We start from the raw sequence: 19,165 nt of genomic DNA, 5'->3' as shown, positions 1-19,165 counted from the left end.
AATTCAGATTAGGTAAAGTCTATGCGTTTAATATTCACATCTAGTTTTAATCGATTTCAAACCATTAATGCCACCCAAGCTTGGTCACTATTTCTCACAGCTTGCAAAAAAGATGACTCACTTGGAAAAGATCCTATGATTGGTAAATATGTAACAGTCGCTCTTCTAGGCGCAATTATTGCTCAAATATTAGAAGTCTTCTTGATAGCAACCTAATAGCAACCTAAAAAACATTAAAAGAGCAGGCACTAAGTACCTGCTCTTTTAATGTTTTTCATGGTGCTGAGAAAACTTAGACAGCTTCTAAATCTTTTTCACCAGTACGAATTCGGATAATTCGCTCTACAGGAGAAACGAAAATCTTACCATCGCCAATTTCACCAGTACGGGCAGCGGTAATAACTTTATCTACCACCATATCAACTTGATCATCTTCGATGACAATCTCGATCTTGAGCTTTTGTAAAAACTCAACTGTGTACTCAGAGCCACGGTAGCGCTCTGTTTGTCCTTTTTGACGACCAAAACCACGTACTTCTGATACCGTCATACCGACTACGCCAGCATTTACCAGAGCAATTTTGACTTCGTCAAGCTTAAATGGACGAATGATTGCTTCAACCTTTTTCAAATTAACTCCTCCACTGATTCTTGAACTTTAATACACTTGAATCGCTACTCAAATTTGTAGCCTAGCATACTTTTTGGAATTGTCCTTCAGATTGGCGTTAGGATTGACGCTGCCACAGCCACCAACGAATTACTAATTTCTCTAATTCTATCCAAACAAACATCAATGCGCTAAACCCAAAGCAAACTGCTAGTTCTTCTGGTCTGAGTAAATGTGTGCCAAAAAAGCGACGGAATGGCTCTACATAGATCAGCACAAGTTGTAAAACCGTAGTCATAATCACTGATCCCCAGACATAAAGATTAGTGCGCGGATCAAGTTCGATCGTCAGTTGGGTGTTAGAGCGAATTGCGATCGCGTGACCCATTTGCGCTAAACAGAGGGTCGTAAATACCATAGTTGCCCAACGTTCTTTGTCATAGATTTCATCAAAGTGGGTGGTAGTGTAACCATGGGCCCAAGCCATAAGAGCGATCGTGATAATTGCTAAGACAATCCCAATTCTGACCATGTATGCTCCCATCCCTCTTGCAAAAATATTTTCACGGGGATCAACAGGAGGTCTTTGCATAACATTGGGTTCAGCAGGCTCTACGGCAAGTGCAAGAGCTGGCAAGCCATCGGTGACAAGATTCATCCATAAAATTTGCAGAGGAATCAAAGGCACAGTTAAGCCCAGCATCGGAGCCGCCGCAATCGTGATGACTTCACCGATGTTGCTACCAAGAATGTATTTGATAAAGCGGCGAATATTGGTATAAACTACGCGACCTTCTTCAGTAGCAGCGACAATCGTGGCGAAGTTATCATCCAGCAAGATCATGTCGCTAGCTTCTTTGGATACATCAGTACCCGTGATCCCCATAGCAATACCAATATCGGCTTGCTTAAGTGCAGGGGCATCATTCACACCATCGCCTGTCATAGCTACAAATTGATGCTGTCTTTGTAAGGCTTGAACAATTCGCAACTTGTGTTCAGGGGAGACGCGAGCATAGACACTAACTTGGCTTACTTCTTGATCTAAATCTTCAGGACTCATTAGCTCTAACTCTTTACCTGTGAGCACCCGATCGCCTGATTCAGCAATTCCTAAGTCTTCGGCGATCGCCTTGGCTGTGAGTTGATGATCGCCAGTAATCATTACGGGACGGATACCAGCTTCACGACAACGTTTCACCGCTTCGCGGACTTCAGGGCGAGGAGCATCAAGCATTCCCACCAAGCCAACCCAAATTAGATTGCTCTCATCTTTTGCGGTAATACCTTCTTCGGGTAAATACGAAAATGTGCGATAGGCAAAACCTAATACGCGCAACCCACGACTGGCGAGTTCGTTATTTTGCGCAAGAACATGTTGACGTTGGAAATCAGCAATTTCATGGATCTGATCGCCAATTTGAATATGAGTACAGCATTCTAAAGTTAGCTCAGGTGAACCTTTGCAAAAAAGCACATTACCACCATGTTCGCCTTGCACCAGTACGCTCATGCGTTTCCGTTCAGATGAGAAAGGAACCTCAGACACACGAGGCATCCGATGTTGCCATTCCGCTGCTTCACATCCACCCTTGCTTGCCAAAACTAGCAAAGCACCTTCAGTGGGATCGCCGATGATAATCCATTCACCGTTTTTTTGCTGCAAGATTGCATCATTGCAAAATACACAAGCCATCAACAATTGCTGAACTTCAGGGATGTTGTTCACCGCAAAATTAGAATCTTCAGGTGAATTTCCTAATATATTAAATTCCCCAAACGGTGCATAACCATCGCCTGAAACTTGCAAAGAATGTAGTCCTGTGCGAATCCCCTGCACCACCATTTTGTTCTGAGTGAGCGTACCTGTTTTGTCAGAGCAAATCGTAGTGACAGAACCAAGGGTCTCAACGGCGGGCAGCCGACGAATTAGGGCATTTCTTCTGACCATGCGTTGAGTTCCCAACGCGAGAGTGACTGTAACTACCGCAGGAAGCCCTTCAGGGACAACAGCAACCGCCATACTCAGCGAGGTCTTGAGAAGTTCGCCAAAGTTGCCTTTATTGAGCATTCCCACTAGGACAACTAAGCCCACTAATGCGAGAGAACCGCTTACTAGAACATTACCTAGTTGCGTCATCCGTTGTTGTAGAGGGGTATCTTCTGTCTCTACGTCTTGAATTAGAGCCGCGATTTTCCCTAGCTCAGTCCGCATCCCCGTCTTAGTAACGAGTACCTTGGCGCGTCCTTGGACGACCTCAGTACCTTGATAAACACAATTTAGGCGATCGCCTAAACTCGCATCTTCTTCTAAAATTAATTTCGCTTCTTTGTTAACGGCTTCGGCTTCCCCTGTCAGAGCCGATTCTCGCACTTGCAAATTTTGTTCATCAAGTAATCTGCCGTCAGCAGCGATTTGTACCCCTGCGTCTAAGAGCATGATGTCGCCAGGGACAAGTTCTTTGCCACTGATCTCGATTACTTCACCATTGCGAATTACCCTCACTTTTGGGGAAGACATGCGCTTGAGTGCCGCGAGAGCCTTTTCGGCATTGGTCTCTTGCATATAGCCAAGGATGCCATTGAGCAAAACAATTGAGCTAATGGCGATCGCATCCTTCGGAAATTCGTTATCCCTGATATCGAGGACAGCCGAGACCACAGCAACTGCCATCAGCATGATCAGCATAATGTTTGTGAACTGATCAATAAAGATTTGCAGCGACGATCGCCCAGCTTTTTCAATTAATTCATTAGTTCCATAGCGCTCCAATCTAGATGCAACTTCTTGGCTAGTGATACCTTGATGAGGATCACTTTGAAGTAATTCTAGAGATTCATCAGCGCTGAAGGTATGCCAGCGAGGTATGGGAGGGGCAGGAGTAAGATCTTTTGTCTCAAGTGCCATCGATATTTTTAGGTAAACGGTTATGACTATGGTACTAAAAAATAGTAATTGCTGCCTTAAAGAATCTTGAAGCCAGCAAGCCCAATTATGTGGTTTGAATCACTGTCGGCAATGTAAACCACATAATTAATACCAATTCTCAAAATGGCGGTGCTATTTTGAGAATTCAAAACCTTTTCTGGGTTGGGGTTTTAATCCCAAAGAATGTAGTCACACTTTCAGGGATTGGGACAAGTCATATCGAGAGAATTGCAGTGATAGCGAATTGCGATACAATTGCGAGATGATTAACAATCCATTTTTGCCCCAGCGATTGGTGGGCAGACAAACAGAATTAGAGCAGATTAGTCAAATTTTGTTAGATGATGGTGATTTGCTGATCGCAGGGGTAGCAGGAAGTGGGCGTAGAACTTTAGTCAAATGGGCTGCCCAAAAAGCTGGTGCAAGAATCATTACGTTGGATTGTTTACGAGCAACCGATGGCGATCGCTTTTTAAAGCTGTTAGCCGAAAGTTTACTAAATACTTTTGATCTTCCCGAAGAATTGCTTAAATTACAAGGTCTACTCAAGGAGCAGCCCATTAATTTTGATCTGGCCGAACAATCTAAACCTCGGATGGTTTGGAAACTATCTTCCTCGGGGATTTGGAATTTATTTGAGAATTTACTAAGTTTGCCACAACAGATGGCGGAATGGCTCGATTGTCGGGTAGCGATCGTGTTGCATAATTTCCCCCATATTCGCTCATGGGATCGCAAAGGTGAATGGGAAGAATATTTACGGCGCGAAATTCAACTGCAAAGTCGGGTAAGTTATATCTTGATCGCCACAGTTCCCGAACCTTGGATGCATAAGCTAAGTCTGCATGTGGTCGAACTTCCTCCTCTGAGCAATAGTGAACTTTGCGAATGGCTCGAACCAACCATGCAAGAAAAGGATCTAAAGTTTGATCCGCAAACTAATGCATTGCAATTATTTACAGAATATATTCAAGGCAATATGAGCGATGCGATCGCTTTAACTAGACGCATTTGGCTTGATTATCTCACTCAAATAAATTCTCAATCTGAGTTTCTAATTCAACCGCATCATGTCCATGAGAATATGTTAGCGCTCATCGAAGATCTAGCTCCTACCTTTGAGTCTTTAATCATGCTCTTACCGCCAACTCAAGTAAGAGTACTAGAAAGCCTCGCGATCGATCCCACAGTTAGCCCCCATAGTCGTGAATATATTCAAAAACATCAACTTTCTAAAGGTGGCAGCCTTCAAGGAGCATTGGATAGTTTGGAACAAAAGGGACTAGTCTATGGTGCAAAATATGGATATCGGATTGCACTGCCAACCTTACAATTTTGGCTGAAGCAGCGCTTAGGGTAAGCAATGCAAAACATCCACACGCTACCTATAGAAGTTGTCCATCTAATCGCCGCAGGTGAAGTGATTGATTCCTTAGCGGCTGTTATAAGAGAACTTGCAGAAAATGCGATCGATGCGAAAGCAACGCGAATCGTAATTTCAATATGGACAGATTCCCTCTCAGTACAAGTGAGTGACAATGGCTGTGGCATGGCGATCGCTGATTTATCCCAAGCTGCAACTCCGCATACAACTAGTAAAATCAATAATGCTGAAGATCTTCAACAGATAAACAGTTTAGGCTTTCGCGGTGAAGCTCTCTATAGTCTTGCCCAACTTGCAGATTTGAATATTTGCAGTCGCCCAGTCCTAGAACCAGTGGGATATCAGGCGAATTATGATGAGCATGGTAATTTGCAGACCAGCCCAAAAGTAGTCGCGATCGCATCGGGGACAATCGTCACAGTTCGCAATCTATTTTCGCGTTATCCCAATCGTTTACAATCGTTGCCTAGTAATTCGCAGCAAGCTCGCAAGGTGCAATTACAGATTCAGCAAATGGCGATCGCAAATCCTCAAATTAACTGGCAGGTAAATCTCGACAACCGAGAATGGATGACAATTTGGGCAGGAGAGAATGCTAGTGAGATTTTGCCACAAATTATTAGTTCAATTCAGCCCTATGATTTGGTGTTTAGAGAATTTGCTCTCTCCCTTAGCCCCTCTCCCGCAGGAGATGGGAGCAATATCTCAATCACCCTTGGACTGCCCGATCGCCTATCTCGTCGTCGTCCTGATTGGATAAAAATTATTCTCAATGAGCGGGTAATTAACTTTCCTGAATTAGAGCAAACTATTCTCTCTAGTTTAGAGCGAACCTTACCTCGCAATCGTTTTCCTGTTTGTATTGTTAATTTAAACTTGCCCTGCGATCGCATTGACTGGAATCGTCATCCCGCCAAGGCTGAGGCATATATTCAAAATTTAGGAGATATCCAAACTCAGTTAAAAGATTGCATTACGGAATCTCTCAAAGTTCCTGAAACAAATTCTCAAATTAATTACATGAGCGCTACTAATGATCTACTAAAAACTGCCGAGCGCAAAACTTCTTATCTAATTCCTGCTAAGCATGAAAACTTCAATCAGCCAAATTCATCGTTAAAGGCGATCGCACAGGTTCTCGATACTTACATTTTAGCGGAGCACGCAGGTGGTTTATGGCTAGTAGAGCAGCATGTTGCCCATGAGCGCGTTCTCTTTGAGCAAATCGAAACTCAATGGCAAATCGTAGCTATTGAGCAACCGATTTTATTGAAGCAACTTTCTGACGATGCAATTGACCGTTTACAAGCACTAGGTATAGAAATTGAAGCTTTTGGTAATAACCTATGGGCTGTGCGATCGATTCCTGAAATTTTAATTGGCCATGAAGATTGTGCAGTGATTTTGCAAGAAATGAGTCAGCTGGATGATCCAACTATGGCAAGGGCAACAGCTGCCTGTCGTAGTGCAATTCGCAATGGTACAAAGTTAGAAATGTCTACAATTCGCGATCTGCTCTGGCAATGGCAGCAAACCCGTAATCCTCATACCTGTCCACATGGTCGCCCTATTTGTCTTGCGATCGATGAGTCAGATCTAGCAAGATTTTTCCGCCGCAATTGGATCATCTCAAAGTAAAGATTTGATAAGCCCCCTCTCTACATTTTTAGTCTTGATTTATTGTGCAAAAATAGATTCCAAAATTTCTGGAGTTAATCCTCTTTCTTTAGCTCTGTCACTAATTTCATCCATGAGTTCTCGCAGCAAATCCACATCTCTATCTACTGGTTTGTGAAGTAAGAGACTAACTATGGTTTGAATTTTCTGGCGCTCTTGCAAAGATGCAGACTGATATGCTTCTGCAACTTCTCGGCTAACTTCAATAGTAATTTTATTCATGGCTCTATTTTAATTAAACCGCTTCGATGGTATTCAAATAATATTTAGAAATAATTTAAAATTTGAATTACTAAGGTGCATTATCTTTCATAAATGTCCTCTAACAGCTAAAATTCATCAAGGTTTTGGAGAAATTTTTGGACTTGGGACATTAAGTGTCGGATTGGTTACACCCGTCAATTGTTCAAAGAAGGAGGTTCCAGTATATCCAACAAGAAAGCCAATCAATAAACCTCCCCAAAAGTCTTCTACAGAAACAAACGATTGTGCGTCCGACTTCCTTACCATAAAGACAACTGCAATCCCACTTAATATTACCGTAACAACAATGGTAATCAAGAAAGTAACAAAGTCTGTACTTGAAAAGATTTGCCATTTCTCTGTTGGAGTAATTTGTAACAAACGAGCGACTGCTCCTGTAAATCCACCTATTCCTGCTCCAACAATAACCGAAGAAACTGATGGTCTGATTGATAATTCATAGGCAACAGTATTTGTAAAAATCCCTTCCTCTCCCGTCTCATTTTGTTCGTTGGATATAGGTTTTAGCTTACGATGGAAACTATAGTTTACATTAAATTGCAAGCGGTACTGAGATGGAGTAAAGACTAAAGATCTCTCAACATATAGAATTGCTGTATAAACTACAGTACTGCCAGGTTGCAAAGCCACATTGTTGGGCAGAGAACTTTCTAAATCTACTTTACCTCCTTGGACATTCAGATTTGAGAATGAATTAGGGTCATAAATTTCGACAGACCCAATTGATACTCCATCACCAATATTCATATTTGGTTGATTAGAATTAACTTTGAGATCGCCTATAGAAGAACCATCTCCAATATGAATATTAGCCTGATCGCCAAGTTGATTAGAATTAACTTTGAGATCGCCTATAGAAGAACCATCTCCAATATGAATATTGGCTTGTCTCCCACTAGTTAAATTTTTTAACTCAAGCTGTATTTGCTGTACTTTCGTCTCAACGGAATTCAAAAATTTTTTGGTATGCACATCTAACGATTCTTTGTTGTTAATATTATCTAATATTTTGCCAAATTCTAAATTCAAAACCTCAAGTTTAGTTTCAAGCCTAACTATTTGTTCATCTTGTTCTCCTTGGAAATTATTTTTATTATCATCTTTCTCATTTCTTTTCTGCCGCTTAATGTCTTCGGTTTTCTCATTTCTTTTCTGCCGCTTAATGTCTTCAGTTCCCGCTAGCTTAAGCTCACTAGGTAGGCTTACATGAACTTGACGTACCCAAACTGGCTTATCGAAAGGATTTTTGACTAAGACAAAAATTGCAAATTGTTTTCCAGCCGTAATATTACGAGTTGAAAGGGCTACGGATAAGTCTAATAAGCCCCTTTCCATAGCTGGCTGATCTTGAGGAATTTCAGATACTGTATCTGTCATATTGTTTAAGAAATCGATTTTTTATATTTTATACAGCTTAAATGACGTAATTATTTGTCAAATATGAAAGGTAAAGTTTTTATTGTTGGTGCTGGCATAGGAAGTATAGATTTCTTGACAGTTCTTGCTAGGGATTTGATTAGCATTGCCGAGGTAATTATTAGTGATGCGCTGGTCGATCGCACTTTATTAGATCTGGCTCCAGAGAAATGCGATCGCATCATTGCTGGTAAACGGGGTGGACAGCAGAGCATCAAGCAAGCCGAAATCAATCAAATGTTGGTGGAATATTGCTTGCAAGGTAAGCGCGTGGTGAGACTCAAGAGTGGTGATCCTTGGATATTTGGGCGATCGCTACCTGAGATACTTGCCCTACAAGCAGCAAATTGTGAATGGGAAGTTGTTGCAGGAATCTCCAGTGCGATCGCGGCTCCCATGTTGGCTGGGATACCGCTTACGGAAGTGGAAGCAAGTTCTTGTTTTGCGGTAATGACAGGACATGATTTGGAGCGATTGCCTTGGGAAGCGATCGCCCAAATTCCGACATTGGTAATTTTGATGGGGACAAATAATCTGGCAAGCTTGTTAGAGAAATTACAAGCGGGAAAATCTGGGGATACAAAAATCGCGATCGTGCGTTGGTGTGGAAGAGCCGATCAACAAGTATGGACAGGAACTCTAAACAATATTCAATCGAAATTACCTGAAGGCTCACTATCACCATCGGTGATTATTATTGGGGAAGTCGTAAAGTTTCATGAGCAATTGTCGCGTCAAGGCAATCAATCATTGGAAAATTTTGAGCAAAGCGTAGATCTCGAAAAGGAAAAATTAGCGTTGCAAGGCAAAACGATTTTAGTGACAAGGGCGGCAGGTCAAGCAAGCCAATTTACAGACTTATTGACTAGTCAAGGTGCAAAAGTAATCGAGATGCCAACTTTGGCAATTTTGCCACCGACTAGTTGGGAAATGCTCGATCAGGCGATCGCCAATCTTACTAAATACGATTGGCTAATTTTGACCTCAGCAAATGCCGTTGAGAGCTTTTTTGGGCGCTTGCGAGAGGCTAACAAAGATAGCCGCACTTTGCATTCACTAAAAATTGCCGTAGTCGGGCGCAAGACAGCAGAAGTTTTAGCAAATTATGGAGTTTCTCCAGATTTAGTACCAACGGATTTTGTTGCCGATGCTTTAGTGGATGCCTTTCTTGAAATTCCCGATCATGTTTTAACTGACAAAAAAATGTTGTTTCCGCGAGTGGAGTCGGGAGGGCGTGAGATTTTGGTGGAGCAGTTACAGCAGCATGGGGCAATAGTTGACGCAATCGCGGCTTATGAGTCGGGATGTCCAGAGGTGATCGATCCTGTCGCGCTAGAAGCTATTCAAAATCAGAAACTTGATGCGATCACCTTTGCTAGCTCCAAAACCGTAAAGCATTTTTGTCAACTACTTGATCTCGTCGAATCTCAAGAAACTTGGCGATCTTGGATTGCCGAGGTCAAAATCGCTTCAATTGGGCCACAAACTTCTAAGACTTGCTACGAGTTATTAGGGCGCGTTGATTGTGAGGCTCTGGAATATACCTTAGAGGGGCTTGCTGAGGCGATCGGCAAAAGTTTTTAAACCCACAAAATAGAGTTGCGGGCGCTTCGCGCCCGCAACTCTATTTTGTGGGTTGATTGTGTCACCAAATTACAAAAACACACAATTCCTGACATTTACTTGTTTTTTTACATACAATAAGAATAAATAGGCTCTTTGGAAACTGTAATTTATGCCTTGCATATCCCAAGGGATAAATTACAGAAAACCCTCGAAATCAGATTTTTTTTTACGAATGTAAAAGAGCCAATTGATGAGCTTAATGGCATTTTTTATTGAGGCTGAATTGTATGGAACTTGTTGCTTATCTCCACAGTGAAGTGCTTTGTGAACGCCTACAACAAGGCGAATCGATTGATCAAACTTTAGATTGTCAATTGCTTGACTCGATCGCCCAGTCTTCCCGTCATGCTAAATCAGTTTTGTGTGTTGGGCTAGCGGCAAGTGCGATCGCCATCAATGCTATGCCGATTGCAGCTTTTGCCTACACACCAGAAGTAGCAAGCATTCAACAACTATTATCTAGACGGGGCTTTAACCCAGGTGCGATCGATGGTGTTAAAGGTGCGGCTACTACAGAAGCAATTATTGCCGCGCAAACGTTTTACAAATTAAATGCTGATGGCGAGCTCGGAGCGCAAACCATCGCCGCTTTAGAAGCAGACACCTACGAAGCTAATGTCTCTGTCGAGGCTGCGCCTGTCAAAGCCCCACCTGTTAGCGTCGCTAATAGCGACAACAAATCAGACTCAATCAAAAATTTGCAACAGTTACTAAGCGATCGCGGTTTTTATGGCGGTGCGATCGATGGGATCAGTGGACCAATGACCCAAGAGGCAATTCTTCTCGCTCAAAAAACCTACGGCTTAGTTGCTGATGGAGTTGCAGGCTCTCTAACGATTGCTGCGCTAGAGGCTGGCAGCAATTATGTCCCCAAGAGCAACGTTGCTAGTACTAAATCAGACTCAATCAAAAACTTGCAGCAATTGCTAAGCGATCGCGGCTTTTATGGTGGTGCGATCGATGGTATTAATGGACCAATGACCCAAGAGGCAATTATTCTGGCTCAAAAAACCTATGGCTTAGTTACAGATGGGGTGGCAGGATCTCTAACCATGTCTGCTCTGGAAGCAGGTAGTAATGTTGTACCAATTAGTTATAAAGAAGCTGCTAGTCAAGAAAGCACAAGCAATGTTGCCGATAACTCCATTAAAAAAGGGCAAACCCTTTTGAGTAATCTAGGCTTGTACGATGGGGAGATCGATGGCATTCAAGGCTCAAAGACTACCGCCGCTATTAAAAAAGCTCAAGAATTGTATGGATTACCCGTCGATGGAGTTCTGACTTCAGAAACACTAGCCGCATTGCAATCTTAGAAAATCAGTAGCCATGCTTAGTATGGCTACTGAATTCTATGGATAATAAAAACGCCAAGCGCTTTTATTATGATTAATTTATGAATGCTGTTATTGATCTAGATATCCCCAAAATGGCGATCGCCCTCGGTATGGTGGCAATCGCTATTAGTTTGTCGGTCTGGCAAAAACTTGCGATCGCCAAGAATTTATTAATCGCCACCTTTCGCAGCATTATTCAATTAATCGTGGTGGGATTTTTGCTAGATGCTGTATTTGAAATCAAACAGCCCGTCGTAATCCTATTCATCATTTTCTTGATGAGCATCATGGCAGCCCGTGAAGCCAAAAATCGCGTGCGCGAAAAAGTCCCCTATGTCCTACCGATCATGTGGATCTCGGTAATCGTTGGCACGCTCGCAATTCTCGCTTACACCACATTTTTAGTAGTACAGCCTGATACTTGGTACTCACCACAATATTTAATTCCCCTCGCAGGAATGATCTTAGGGAATTCAATGAATGGCGCTGCGATCGCTGCCGAGAGATTTTCACAGGATTTAGTAAAGCGATCACGGGATATCGAGACCCATTTATGTTTGGGCGCAACACCACTACAGGCGATCGCTAACTATCAATCTGATGCGATTAGAGCCGCGATGATTCCCACAATTAACGTGATGATGGTGGCTGGAGTTGTGTCCTTACCTGGAATGATGACAGGACAAATTTTGGGCGGTGTATCACCACTATTAGCAGTGCGCTATCAACTAGTAATTTTGTTTGCGATTACCACAGCCAACTTAATTACAGCTCTGATATTAACTAATCTCGTTAGCCGTCAGTTTTTCACCCCAGCCCAACAATTAAAATTGCCATAACAAAACAAGATAATTGTGGAGGGTGCATTGCGTCCTCCACAATTATCTTGTTTTAGCAACTAATAGTTTTACTATCAATTACTTGATTTACTTGCTTAAATTTACGTCGGACAAAACGCAAGAAAATCAGCCATTTTTGAGCAGGATAATCATAGAATGAAAAAATATCTCCAAAAGCTGCAAAGGCGTTTTGATGATGCAACCAATGTCTTTCGGGCGTAGTGATAAAAAATAAATCACACCAAGATTTAAAAGGTTCTGGCGTTTTCCACTCAAGGATAGAAACATGTCGCCACACTACATGAAACTCTCCTAATAGCAAACCAATAATCGTACCAACAGCCGATAAATGCCACAACCAAGGTGTAAATATAAAGTAAGGAACTGCTCCTAAAATGCCATCTAGCATAACGAAGGGATTTCTGGTCAAAACCGCATAGTGAAGAAAGCTGCGGTTTTTGCCATGATGCACGATGGAATGAAACTTGCCAAACACATGTTCTGGAACATGATACAAAAACGTTGAAAAGAAGTCTCCTAGCAAAAGCAACAGCAATGTTGCTGTAATAGCCTTAATAAACTCTAAAGTAACTTCTAAAATAACTTCCAAAGTAAACCCTCACAACTTGATTCAAGCCTAAGAGATGAAGTTAAAGCTACGTTTATACCGAGGTTAAGAATCGATATGAGCTAAATAAATGTACTTGAATCGACCATAAATCGTTAAATTAATCTTTAAATAGACTTAATAAAACTTAAGGTTGTGATGAAGCCGCTAGGCGATCGCTTAAAAAGCGATACCAAGCTGCCGCAATATCAATATCAGTAAATCTAATACTGGGCATCTCCCCTGTTTTCAGGACTAATTCCAAAGAAATCTTCTTGGCATTTAAGGGGAATTCAGCGTCTTTTTCATCAAAAAACTTGCTGTCAATCCGAAATCTAATACGGGCAATATCTTGAAAAGTAACTGTTTGAATCTTTAGGGGATCTTTGCGTGTTGGTCGTCCCCATGTGAGGCGATCGTCTTTTTGACCTAGCACAGCATAAATATCATATTTATGGCGCTCAAATTGCTCCGACCAACGTTTATAGGATTCAATTTTTTGGTACTCATTCCAACCAGACCAAGCCAGCCAAAAGAAAACTACCAGTAAAGGCAACCACAATAATCCACGTTCCATAGATCAAAAATTTAGTTTATGTATTAAAAAAGTTTACCCCGCTAAACGAGGTAAACTTTTACTTAATCACGAGCATGGAGGGACTCGAACCCCCGACCCTCAGGACCGGAACCTGATGCTCTATCCAACTGAGCTACATACCCATATAAGATGCAATCATAACATAGCTTCTCGCAAAGTAGAGGCAACTCTAAGCGTTGCCTCTACTTTGCATTTTAGGTATTAAAAGAAAATCGCCTTACTGCTAATAAGCTACCCAATACACCAATCACTGAGCCAAAGCTTACTAACACCACAGGTAATAGAAGCTGTACTCGCAAATCATTAGTCAAACCTAAAGTTAGCGATTTGATTAATTCAGGTTGATTGACGATCGCATCACTCAAAAGATTCATACTTAGCATTAGCATTAAGTACGCAGTCCCTGCACCTGTAACTCCAAAAAATACACCTTGCAAGACAAACGGAAAATAAATCCACACAGCCGTTGCACCCACTAATTGCATTACCTCAATTTCGCGCCGCCTTGCCAACACGATCAGACGAATTGTCGTCGTAATCACAGCGATCGCAATTACCGTAAAAATCGCCACGAGCGCCACACTGCTATTACTTAAAGCACGGCGTAATTGTCCAATCCGCTCCACAACCTCATTGGTATACCAAACCTCATTAATCCCCTTTAAGCCAGAAATACGTTTGGCAACATCAGGCACGCGATCGCTAGACACAGCTCTCACCTTAAACTCATCAACCAAAGGGTTGCCCCCAAGCTGTTGCGTTGCTTGATTAAGATCATTTTTACCCAAATCCTTCATCAAGTTTTGCCAAGCATCTTCCTTAGGAATTAGCTTAGCAGCAGCAACACCATCCACCAATAGTAAACGTGGTTGCATCGACTCACCAACGACATTTTCGTCCAAATAGACCGATATTTCTAACTGACTACCTAGCTGCCCCAGTACATTTTCTAGTTGCCAAGAAATTTGTAAGCTTGCCCCAAATAAAAACAACAACACCGCCACAGTGCTAATAGCAGCCCAATTCATCCAGCCGCCACGCCGCAATCCTAAAAAAGTCTCACGTAGCAGATAGTCGATTTTAGTGAAGAAGCGAACGACATTTTGTACCATAACTTTAAAGTGTTCGGAGTGTAGGCGTTGCTCACACACAGAACTAAAACTCAAATTGTGATTGACAGACTACTAGACGATGTAACCATTTTGCAAATGCAAAACAGGATGATTAGCTGCTCTGACCAACTGTTCATCGTGAGTAGTCAAAAGCACCGTCACCCCAAAAGAATTTAACTTTTTCAAAATTTTAATTACTTGCCAAGCATTATCAGGATCAAGATTACCTGTCGGCTCATCTGCAAGTACAAGCGGTGGAGTATTAACGATCGCCCTTGCAATACTTGTCCGTTGTTGCTCTCCTCCAGAAAGTTCTTCAGGAAAGCAATCTGCCTTATGCATTAAACCAACCATCTTCAGGGCAGGCTGAACACGGCGCTGGATTTCTTTGTATGTATAACCCTGAGCCATTAAGACAAAGGCAATATTCTCGGAAACAGTGCGACGCGGAACAAGTTTGTAATCTTGAAATACAATGCCAATTTTGCGGCGCAACATCGCCAGATTATTACCCTTTAATCCATTGAGGTTAAACCCATTCACAATTACATCGCCATCCGTGGCTTGTTCCGCACCATACAGTAACTTCAATAATGTGGATTTCCCCGATCCCGAGTGACCTGTAATAAATTTAAAGTCACCTTTATAAACCTCAATGTTTACATCACGTAAACCAACGGCTCCATTAGCATAGGTCTTACGAACATTTTCTAATTTAACGATGACCGACTTTTGACTCTTGGTAGTATTTTCGTCAGAAGTATCGACGGTACTTGATTTGAGTGATGTTGGGTTTGGTTTTGTTGGCAGTTTTAGCATGGGCGATCGCTTGAATATTCTAAAAAATCTGAGCATAGTTAAGCCATGCCCGATCTTTGTACTTGAGATTATACAGACCAAGTCAAGGGATCAACATCAGCTATTGTTGCCAACCCCAGATTCTATGAAGTCTCTAGTTACAGCGCTTTGCGCTTAACCTCAAACCAATAAATTCCTTAAAAGTGTTGCAAGGCAACACTTTTAAGGAATTTATTATGGTTCGTTTGATCAGAAATTGCTGTATGTTAGTCCAAAGAATGTGAGGCGGCACATCTAGCCACCTCACATTCTTTGGATTTTGATTTGTCCTAGAGACAAGTGACTATAGGGCTGTGCGATTTAATAAAGTACCAAATATAAAACCAGAATTGGTGGGGCGGCGAAGCCGCCCCACCAATTCTCTAAAATCTGGAATGGGACTTTATTTATTCGCTTGTCCCATAGATATAAAAGCAATTCTGGTACGAAAAGCCCAAAAATCCGTTTTGAAGAAAATTACTATCAAATTAGAGGAGGGCTTCTCTAATTTTGGGATAGCTATATGCTAAATTATTGCGGATTTAAGAGCTAAATCTGACAAAAACTAGTAAGCTTTTATTTACTTACTAAGCTTCTAACTTATAAAAGCTCTAATAAACCGCTAATTAAATCGGCTAATTAAACTAAAAAATGCTTGCTATCATTGTCGTTTAGAATTTGAACTATCCTGTCAATGGTAGTCATGTAATCTCCCAAAAAACTAGCTAATCAAGCTAAATCTCTATTCACCAAAATAACTGAGGGGTTATCAGCAGTGGCAGCTCGCAAAATACTAGTAATTGACGATAGTCGCGTAATCCGTAATATGGTGCGTGACATGCTCCCGCCAGCAAACTTTGAGGTGCTAGAGGCAGCAGATGGCATCAAGGGTCTGGAGATGATCCAAGAAGAAAAGCCTTGGATGATCATGCTAGATTTCTTATTACCAAAGATGAGTGGCTTTGAGGTTTATGAAGCTTTGCAGCAGAGTCAAGAGCTGATCCGTATCCCTCTAGTTTTAATGTCTGGTCGGAAGGAAGAAGTAACTAGTAAAATTGGAGAACCATTTGAAGATAAGTACTTTGTATTTATTGAAAAGCCTTTTGAGCAAAAAGAACTGATCACAGCCATCAAAAGAGCGATGTTTTTGGCGGAAAAGCGCCCAAAACGTTCAATAATGCCTATTGGCTCAACAACAGATATTGGCTCAGAACGCACAGATGAATCTCTAGTTAAGCGTATTGAAGAACTAGAAGCTAAGCAGAAATTATTAGAACAACAAATGGCTTCCCAGCAAAAGCAATTCCAACAGTTAGTGGACTTTATCAAGAAAAAAATAAAGTGAGAATCACATTTCCAACAACAGAGCTACACTTCAAATTGCACTCTGTTGTTTGGTAAGTTCTGTCAATAAGAGCAGACTTATTGATGCATAGAACCATCAGGCATGATTGTTCCACTCAGTTTTGCATGATCTAATTTGGCTAAACTAAGATCTGCTTTCAACAGATTTGCACCTCTTAGGTTAGCGTGGCTTAAATCAGCTCTAGTCAAAATTGCACCACGCAAATCAACTTTTTCGAGATTAGCACTACTCAAATCTGCCCATCCGAAATCAGCCCCACGTAGATCAGCCCCACTAAAGTTAATGTGCGTCAAGATTGATTCACTAAGATCAATGCCATGTAAAGACACACCTTGCATATCACTGTCATGTAAATGTGATTGCTCAAAGTTGCGATCACCTTTAGCATAACGATCAATTAGTTCCGCTTTGGTTAGCGCAGCATGGGAAGGTAATGTCATAGTTAAAGACTCAAAAGATAGTCTATTTCTCATATTACAGCAGTGTTCGATCAAACTTGCCACTAGAAGTAGCGCAGGGCAAAGCCCCGCAATGGGTTTTATGTTCTTAATTTGTAGTGGGTTTGAAAGCAAATTGCTACAAGAGTAGATGTGGTATGAAGTATCACCTCTGCTAGATAAAATTATAAATTTATTTTTTGTTATGACAGATTGGCTACAACGTACAGAATTACTAATTGGTGCAGATGCCATAAACAAACTCAAATGTGCCAACGTTTTGGTCGTTGGTATGGGAGGAGTGGGTAGCTTCGCCGCCGAGTTTCTATGCCGTGCTGGGATTGGACAGATGACTATTGTTGATGGAGATCGTGTTGATCCTTCTAACAAAAATCGCCAGATTGTGGCACTAAATAGCACTGTCGATATTCATAAAGCTGATGTTATGGCAGCGCGAATGCATGATATTAATCCAGACATGCAATTAACGGTAATCAAAGAATTTCTTACCCCAGACTTAATGATGCAGCTAGTAACAACTAAGTTTAACTGGGTACTAGATTGCATTGATAGCTTGCAACCAAAGCTTTATTTCCTCGGTGCAGCTGCTACTAATGGCGTAAAAGTGGCAAGTAGTATGGGCGCAGGTGGACGAGTCGATCCTCAAAAGGTAAGAATTGCACCGATTTTTGAAACTGATTGTTGCAGATTTGCTTACAAAGTGCGTAAAGGCTTACGCCGCAAAGGTTTTGCCAATGCCAATATTATTGCAGTTTATTCTGAAGAGTTGGTAAATCGTGATTCGCTGCAACTAACCGACGGCAGCAATTTTAAACGATCATATTACGGAACAATTTCCTATTTACCAGCCCTATTTGGTTTAAATCTAGCCAGTATTGTAATTCGGGATCTGATCTGTTAAAAAAAGCTGCACTACTTGCAGCTTTTTTTAGGATTAAGCGAATGGCGGGAATCGAACCCGCAACATCTGCTTGGAAGGCAGAGGTTTTACCACTAAACTACATTCGCGAGTAGATTATTAGCATGTCCAGTTAATAAATATAGCAGTAATCGAAACATTGTCAAAGCTTTAAAAAAAAATAGCAGCAATTCTCATTATGAAACCGATTTTTAGAATTCGCAATAGCCCTGATCCATCTCAATCCGATCTAGCACCTTTAAACCACGAGGCTCTCCCAACTTACGCAATGCGTTTCTAGCATCGGTCTGCACACTAAGATCATCATCATCAAGAGCGTAAATCAGAGCATCAACAGCATCATGATAAATCTCACTTTGAGTATCAAAATCGCGACGCATTTGCACAATTAGCTTTCCGAGCGACCATGCGCAATTACCCCGAACAGCAGACATCGTATCTTTAGTTAAAGCTTCAGTTAAAGGCTCGATCGCTTGCAGATTACCTAGTTGTCCAAGAGCGCTTGCAGCCCATAGGCGCACTGCCGAGATGTCATACCTAAGAGCAGAAATGAGTGACTGTAGACCTAATGTAGCACGGCAGGTTCCTAACGCCCAAACGATACCTTTACGGACATAGCCATTCCAATCTTGTTTGAGTTGCCCGATTAAAGGTGCGATCGCCTCATCACTCTTGTTTCGGCCAAGAGCATAAGCAGCACTAACACGCACTAAAGGGCACTCATCTTGTAGCAATTCGATGAGACGGGGTATTGCTCTTTGATCTTCTAATTCACAAAATGCTCTCGCAGCTTGCATTCTCTCTAAAACTATATCTGAATTGAGAAGCGCTAACATCTCATCAGGATCTGGAAGAGGAATTTCCTCTTCGGCGGGCAAATCCAATGGACTAAGTGGATTTACTTCAATATCTAAGATAGTTAGGTCGTCATTCAGCGTCATGGCGATCGTCATAGCATAAATCGAGCACAGTTTGGATAACCCAAGGTGTAGTTGTTATCTTACAGTGGTTTGTCCTGTAGTAAAACCAATCCCAAAATTTGAATTTATCAACAAAGAAGATAAAGCAAAAAGCGAGGAGGAGGGAGATAACAATGTTATCTCCCTCCTCCTCGCTTTCTTAAAATTAAGCTTGGCATCGAGCTATTTTCCCGTAGAGCTACCCCTAAAGTATCTTCACCGTGACAGCG

General features: G+C 41.7%; 18 protein-coding genes and 2 tRNA genes. 8 read left to right on the top strand and 12 right to left on the bottom strand.

What is annotated here, in order from left to right; all coding sequences use genetic code 11:
- Positions 1–21 precede the first annotated feature (21 nt).
- Positions 22–216, top strand: a complete 195-nt coding sequence (locus PseudUWO311_RS19030) for a hypothetical protein (RefSeq protein WP_142656802.1) — start codon at positions 22–24, stop codon at positions 214–216.
- A gap of 76 nt (positions 217–292) precedes the next feature.
- Here PseudUWO311_RS19030 and PseudUWO311_RS19025 read toward each other — a convergent pair whose 3' ends face one another.
- A complete protein-coding gene (locus tag PseudUWO311_RS19025; RefSeq protein WP_094531885.1) occupies positions 293–631 on the bottom strand; it encodes a P-II family nitrogen regulator in 339 nt (112 codons plus the stop codon).
- 97 nt (positions 632–728) lie between these two features.
- Complete coding sequence (locus PseudUWO311_RS19020; protein WP_142656801.1) at positions 729–3,518, bottom strand: cation-translocating P-type ATPase; 2,790 nt, start codon at positions 3,516–3,518, stop codon at positions 729–731.
- 283 nt (positions 3,519–3,801) lie between these two features.
- Between PseudUWO311_RS19020 and PseudUWO311_RS19015 the strand changes: the two genes are divergently transcribed.
- Both PseudUWO311_RS19015 and mutL read left to right on the top strand, forming a co-directional pair.
- Complete coding sequence (locus PseudUWO311_RS19015) at positions 3,802–4,899, top strand: helix-turn-helix domain-containing protein (protein ID WP_142656800.1); 1,098 nt, start codon at positions 3,802–3,804, stop codon at positions 4,897–4,899.
- 3 nt (positions 4,900–4,902) lie between these two features.
- Positions 4,903–6,561, top strand: a complete 1,659-nt coding sequence (gene mutL / locus PseudUWO311_RS19010; RefSeq protein WP_142656799.1) for a DNA mismatch repair endonuclease MutL — start codon at positions 4,903–4,905, stop codon at positions 6,559–6,561.
- Positions 6,562–6,600: 39 nt separating this feature from the next.
- Here mutL and PseudUWO311_RS19005 read toward each other — a convergent pair whose 3' ends face one another.
- Positions 6,601–6,822 carry a hypothetical protein gene (locus PseudUWO311_RS19005; protein ID WP_142656798.1) on the bottom strand — a complete coding sequence of 74 codons (222 nt, stop codon included), beginning with the start codon at positions 6,820–6,822 and terminating at the stop codon, positions 6,601–6,603.
- 117 nt (positions 6,823–6,939) lie between these two features.
- Entirely contained in the window at positions 6,940–8,241 is a 1,302-nt protein-coding gene (locus PseudUWO311_RS19000; protein ID WP_142656797.1) for a hypothetical protein, read from the bottom strand.
- Between the two features lie 63 nt (positions 8,242–8,304).
- Here PseudUWO311_RS19000 and cobA point away from each other — a divergent pair, with 63 nt between their 5' ends.
- From cobA to PseudUWO311_RS18985, 3 genes are all read left to right on the top strand, one after another.
- On the top strand, positions 8,305–9,864 hold the full coding sequence (gene cobA, locus PseudUWO311_RS18995; protein WP_142656796.1) for a uroporphyrinogen-III C-methyltransferase: 1,560 nt from the start codon (positions 8,305–8,307) through the stop codon (positions 9,862–9,864).
- 269 nt (positions 9,865–10,133) lie between these two features.
- Positions 10,134–11,219, top strand: a complete 1,086-nt coding sequence (locus PseudUWO311_RS18990; protein WP_142656795.1) for a peptidoglycan-binding protein — start codon at positions 10,134–10,136, stop codon at positions 11,217–11,219.
- Between the two features lie 80 nt (positions 11,220–11,299).
- The gene (locus tag PseudUWO311_RS18985; protein WP_142656794.1) at positions 11,300–12,079 is read left to right on the top strand and encodes an ABC transporter permease; all 780 of its coding nucleotides are present in this window, start codon (positions 11,300–11,302) and stop codon (positions 12,077–12,079) included.
- A gap of 52 nt (positions 12,080–12,131) precedes the next feature.
- Here the strand turns inward: PseudUWO311_RS18985 and PseudUWO311_RS18980 are convergent, their stop codons facing one another.
- The 5 genes from PseudUWO311_RS18980 to ftsE form a co-directional block, all read right to left on the bottom strand.
- Complete coding sequence (locus PseudUWO311_RS18980) at positions 12,132–12,689, bottom strand: sterol desaturase (protein ID WP_142656793.1); 558 nt, start codon at positions 12,687–12,689, stop codon at positions 12,132–12,134.
- 145 nt (positions 12,690–12,834) lie between these two features.
- On the bottom strand, positions 12,835–13,263 hold the full coding sequence (locus PseudUWO311_RS18975; protein WP_142656792.1) for a hypothetical protein: 429 nt from the start codon (positions 13,261–13,263) through the stop codon (positions 12,835–12,837).
- Between the two features lie 69 nt (positions 13,264–13,332).
- Positions 13,333–13,406 (bottom strand) — tRNA-Arg (locus PseudUWO311_RS18970).
- A gap of 72 nt (positions 13,407–13,478) precedes the next feature.
- Positions 13,479–14,396, bottom strand: a complete 918-nt coding sequence (locus PseudUWO311_RS18965) for a cell division protein FtsX (protein WP_142656791.1) — start codon at positions 14,394–14,396, stop codon at positions 13,479–13,481.
- Positions 14,397–14,468: 72 nt separating this feature from the next.
- Positions 14,469–15,251 (bottom strand): cell division ATP-binding protein FtsE, encoded by a 783-nt coding sequence (ftsE, locus tag PseudUWO311_RS18960; RefSeq protein WP_263402989.1) that lies wholly within the window; start codon positions 15,249–15,251, stop codon positions 14,469–14,471.
- 757 nt (positions 15,252–16,008) lie between these two features.
- On the opposite strand from ftsE, the gene PseudUWO311_RS18955 reads away from it, so the two are divergent.
- On the top strand, positions 16,009–16,578 hold the full coding sequence (locus PseudUWO311_RS18955) for a PleD family two-component system response regulator (RefSeq protein WP_142656790.1): 570 nt from the start codon (positions 16,009–16,011) through the stop codon (positions 16,576–16,578).
- Between the two features lie 77 nt (positions 16,579–16,655).
- Here PseudUWO311_RS18955 and PseudUWO311_RS18950 read toward each other — a convergent pair whose 3' ends face one another.
- Positions 16,656–17,039 (bottom strand): pentapeptide repeat-containing protein, encoded by a 384-nt coding sequence (locus tag PseudUWO311_RS18950; RefSeq protein WP_142656789.1) that lies wholly within the window; start codon positions 17,037–17,039, stop codon positions 16,656–16,658.
- Between the two features lie 202 nt (positions 17,040–17,241).
- Between PseudUWO311_RS18950 and PseudUWO311_RS18945 the strand changes: the two genes are divergently transcribed.
- The gene (locus PseudUWO311_RS18945; RefSeq protein WP_142656788.1) at positions 17,242–17,958 is read left to right on the top strand and encodes a ThiF family adenylyltransferase; all 717 of its coding nucleotides are present in this window, start codon (positions 17,242–17,244) and stop codon (positions 17,956–17,958) included.
- A 36-nt stretch (positions 17,959–17,994) separates the two neighbouring features.
- Here PseudUWO311_RS18945 and PseudUWO311_RS18940 read toward each other — a convergent pair.
- Both PseudUWO311_RS18940 and PseudUWO311_RS18935 read right to left on the bottom strand, forming a co-directional pair.
- A tRNA-Gly gene (locus PseudUWO311_RS18940) sits at positions 17,995–18,065 on the bottom strand.
- Between the two features lie 102 nt (positions 18,066–18,167).
- A complete protein-coding gene (locus tag PseudUWO311_RS18935; protein WP_223807638.1) occupies positions 18,168–18,929 on the bottom strand; it encodes a HEAT repeat domain-containing protein in 762 nt (253 codons plus the stop codon).
- Positions 18,930–19,165 lie beyond the last annotated feature (236 nt).

The organism is Pseudanabaena sp. UWO311, assembly GCF_006937785.1.
Classification (GTDB): Bacteria; Cyanobacteriota; Cyanobacteriia; order Pseudanabaenales; family Pseudanabaenaceae; genus Pseudanabaena.
Note: the sequence above shows the minus strand (reverse complement) of the source record. Positions and strands in the feature narration are given on the sequence as shown.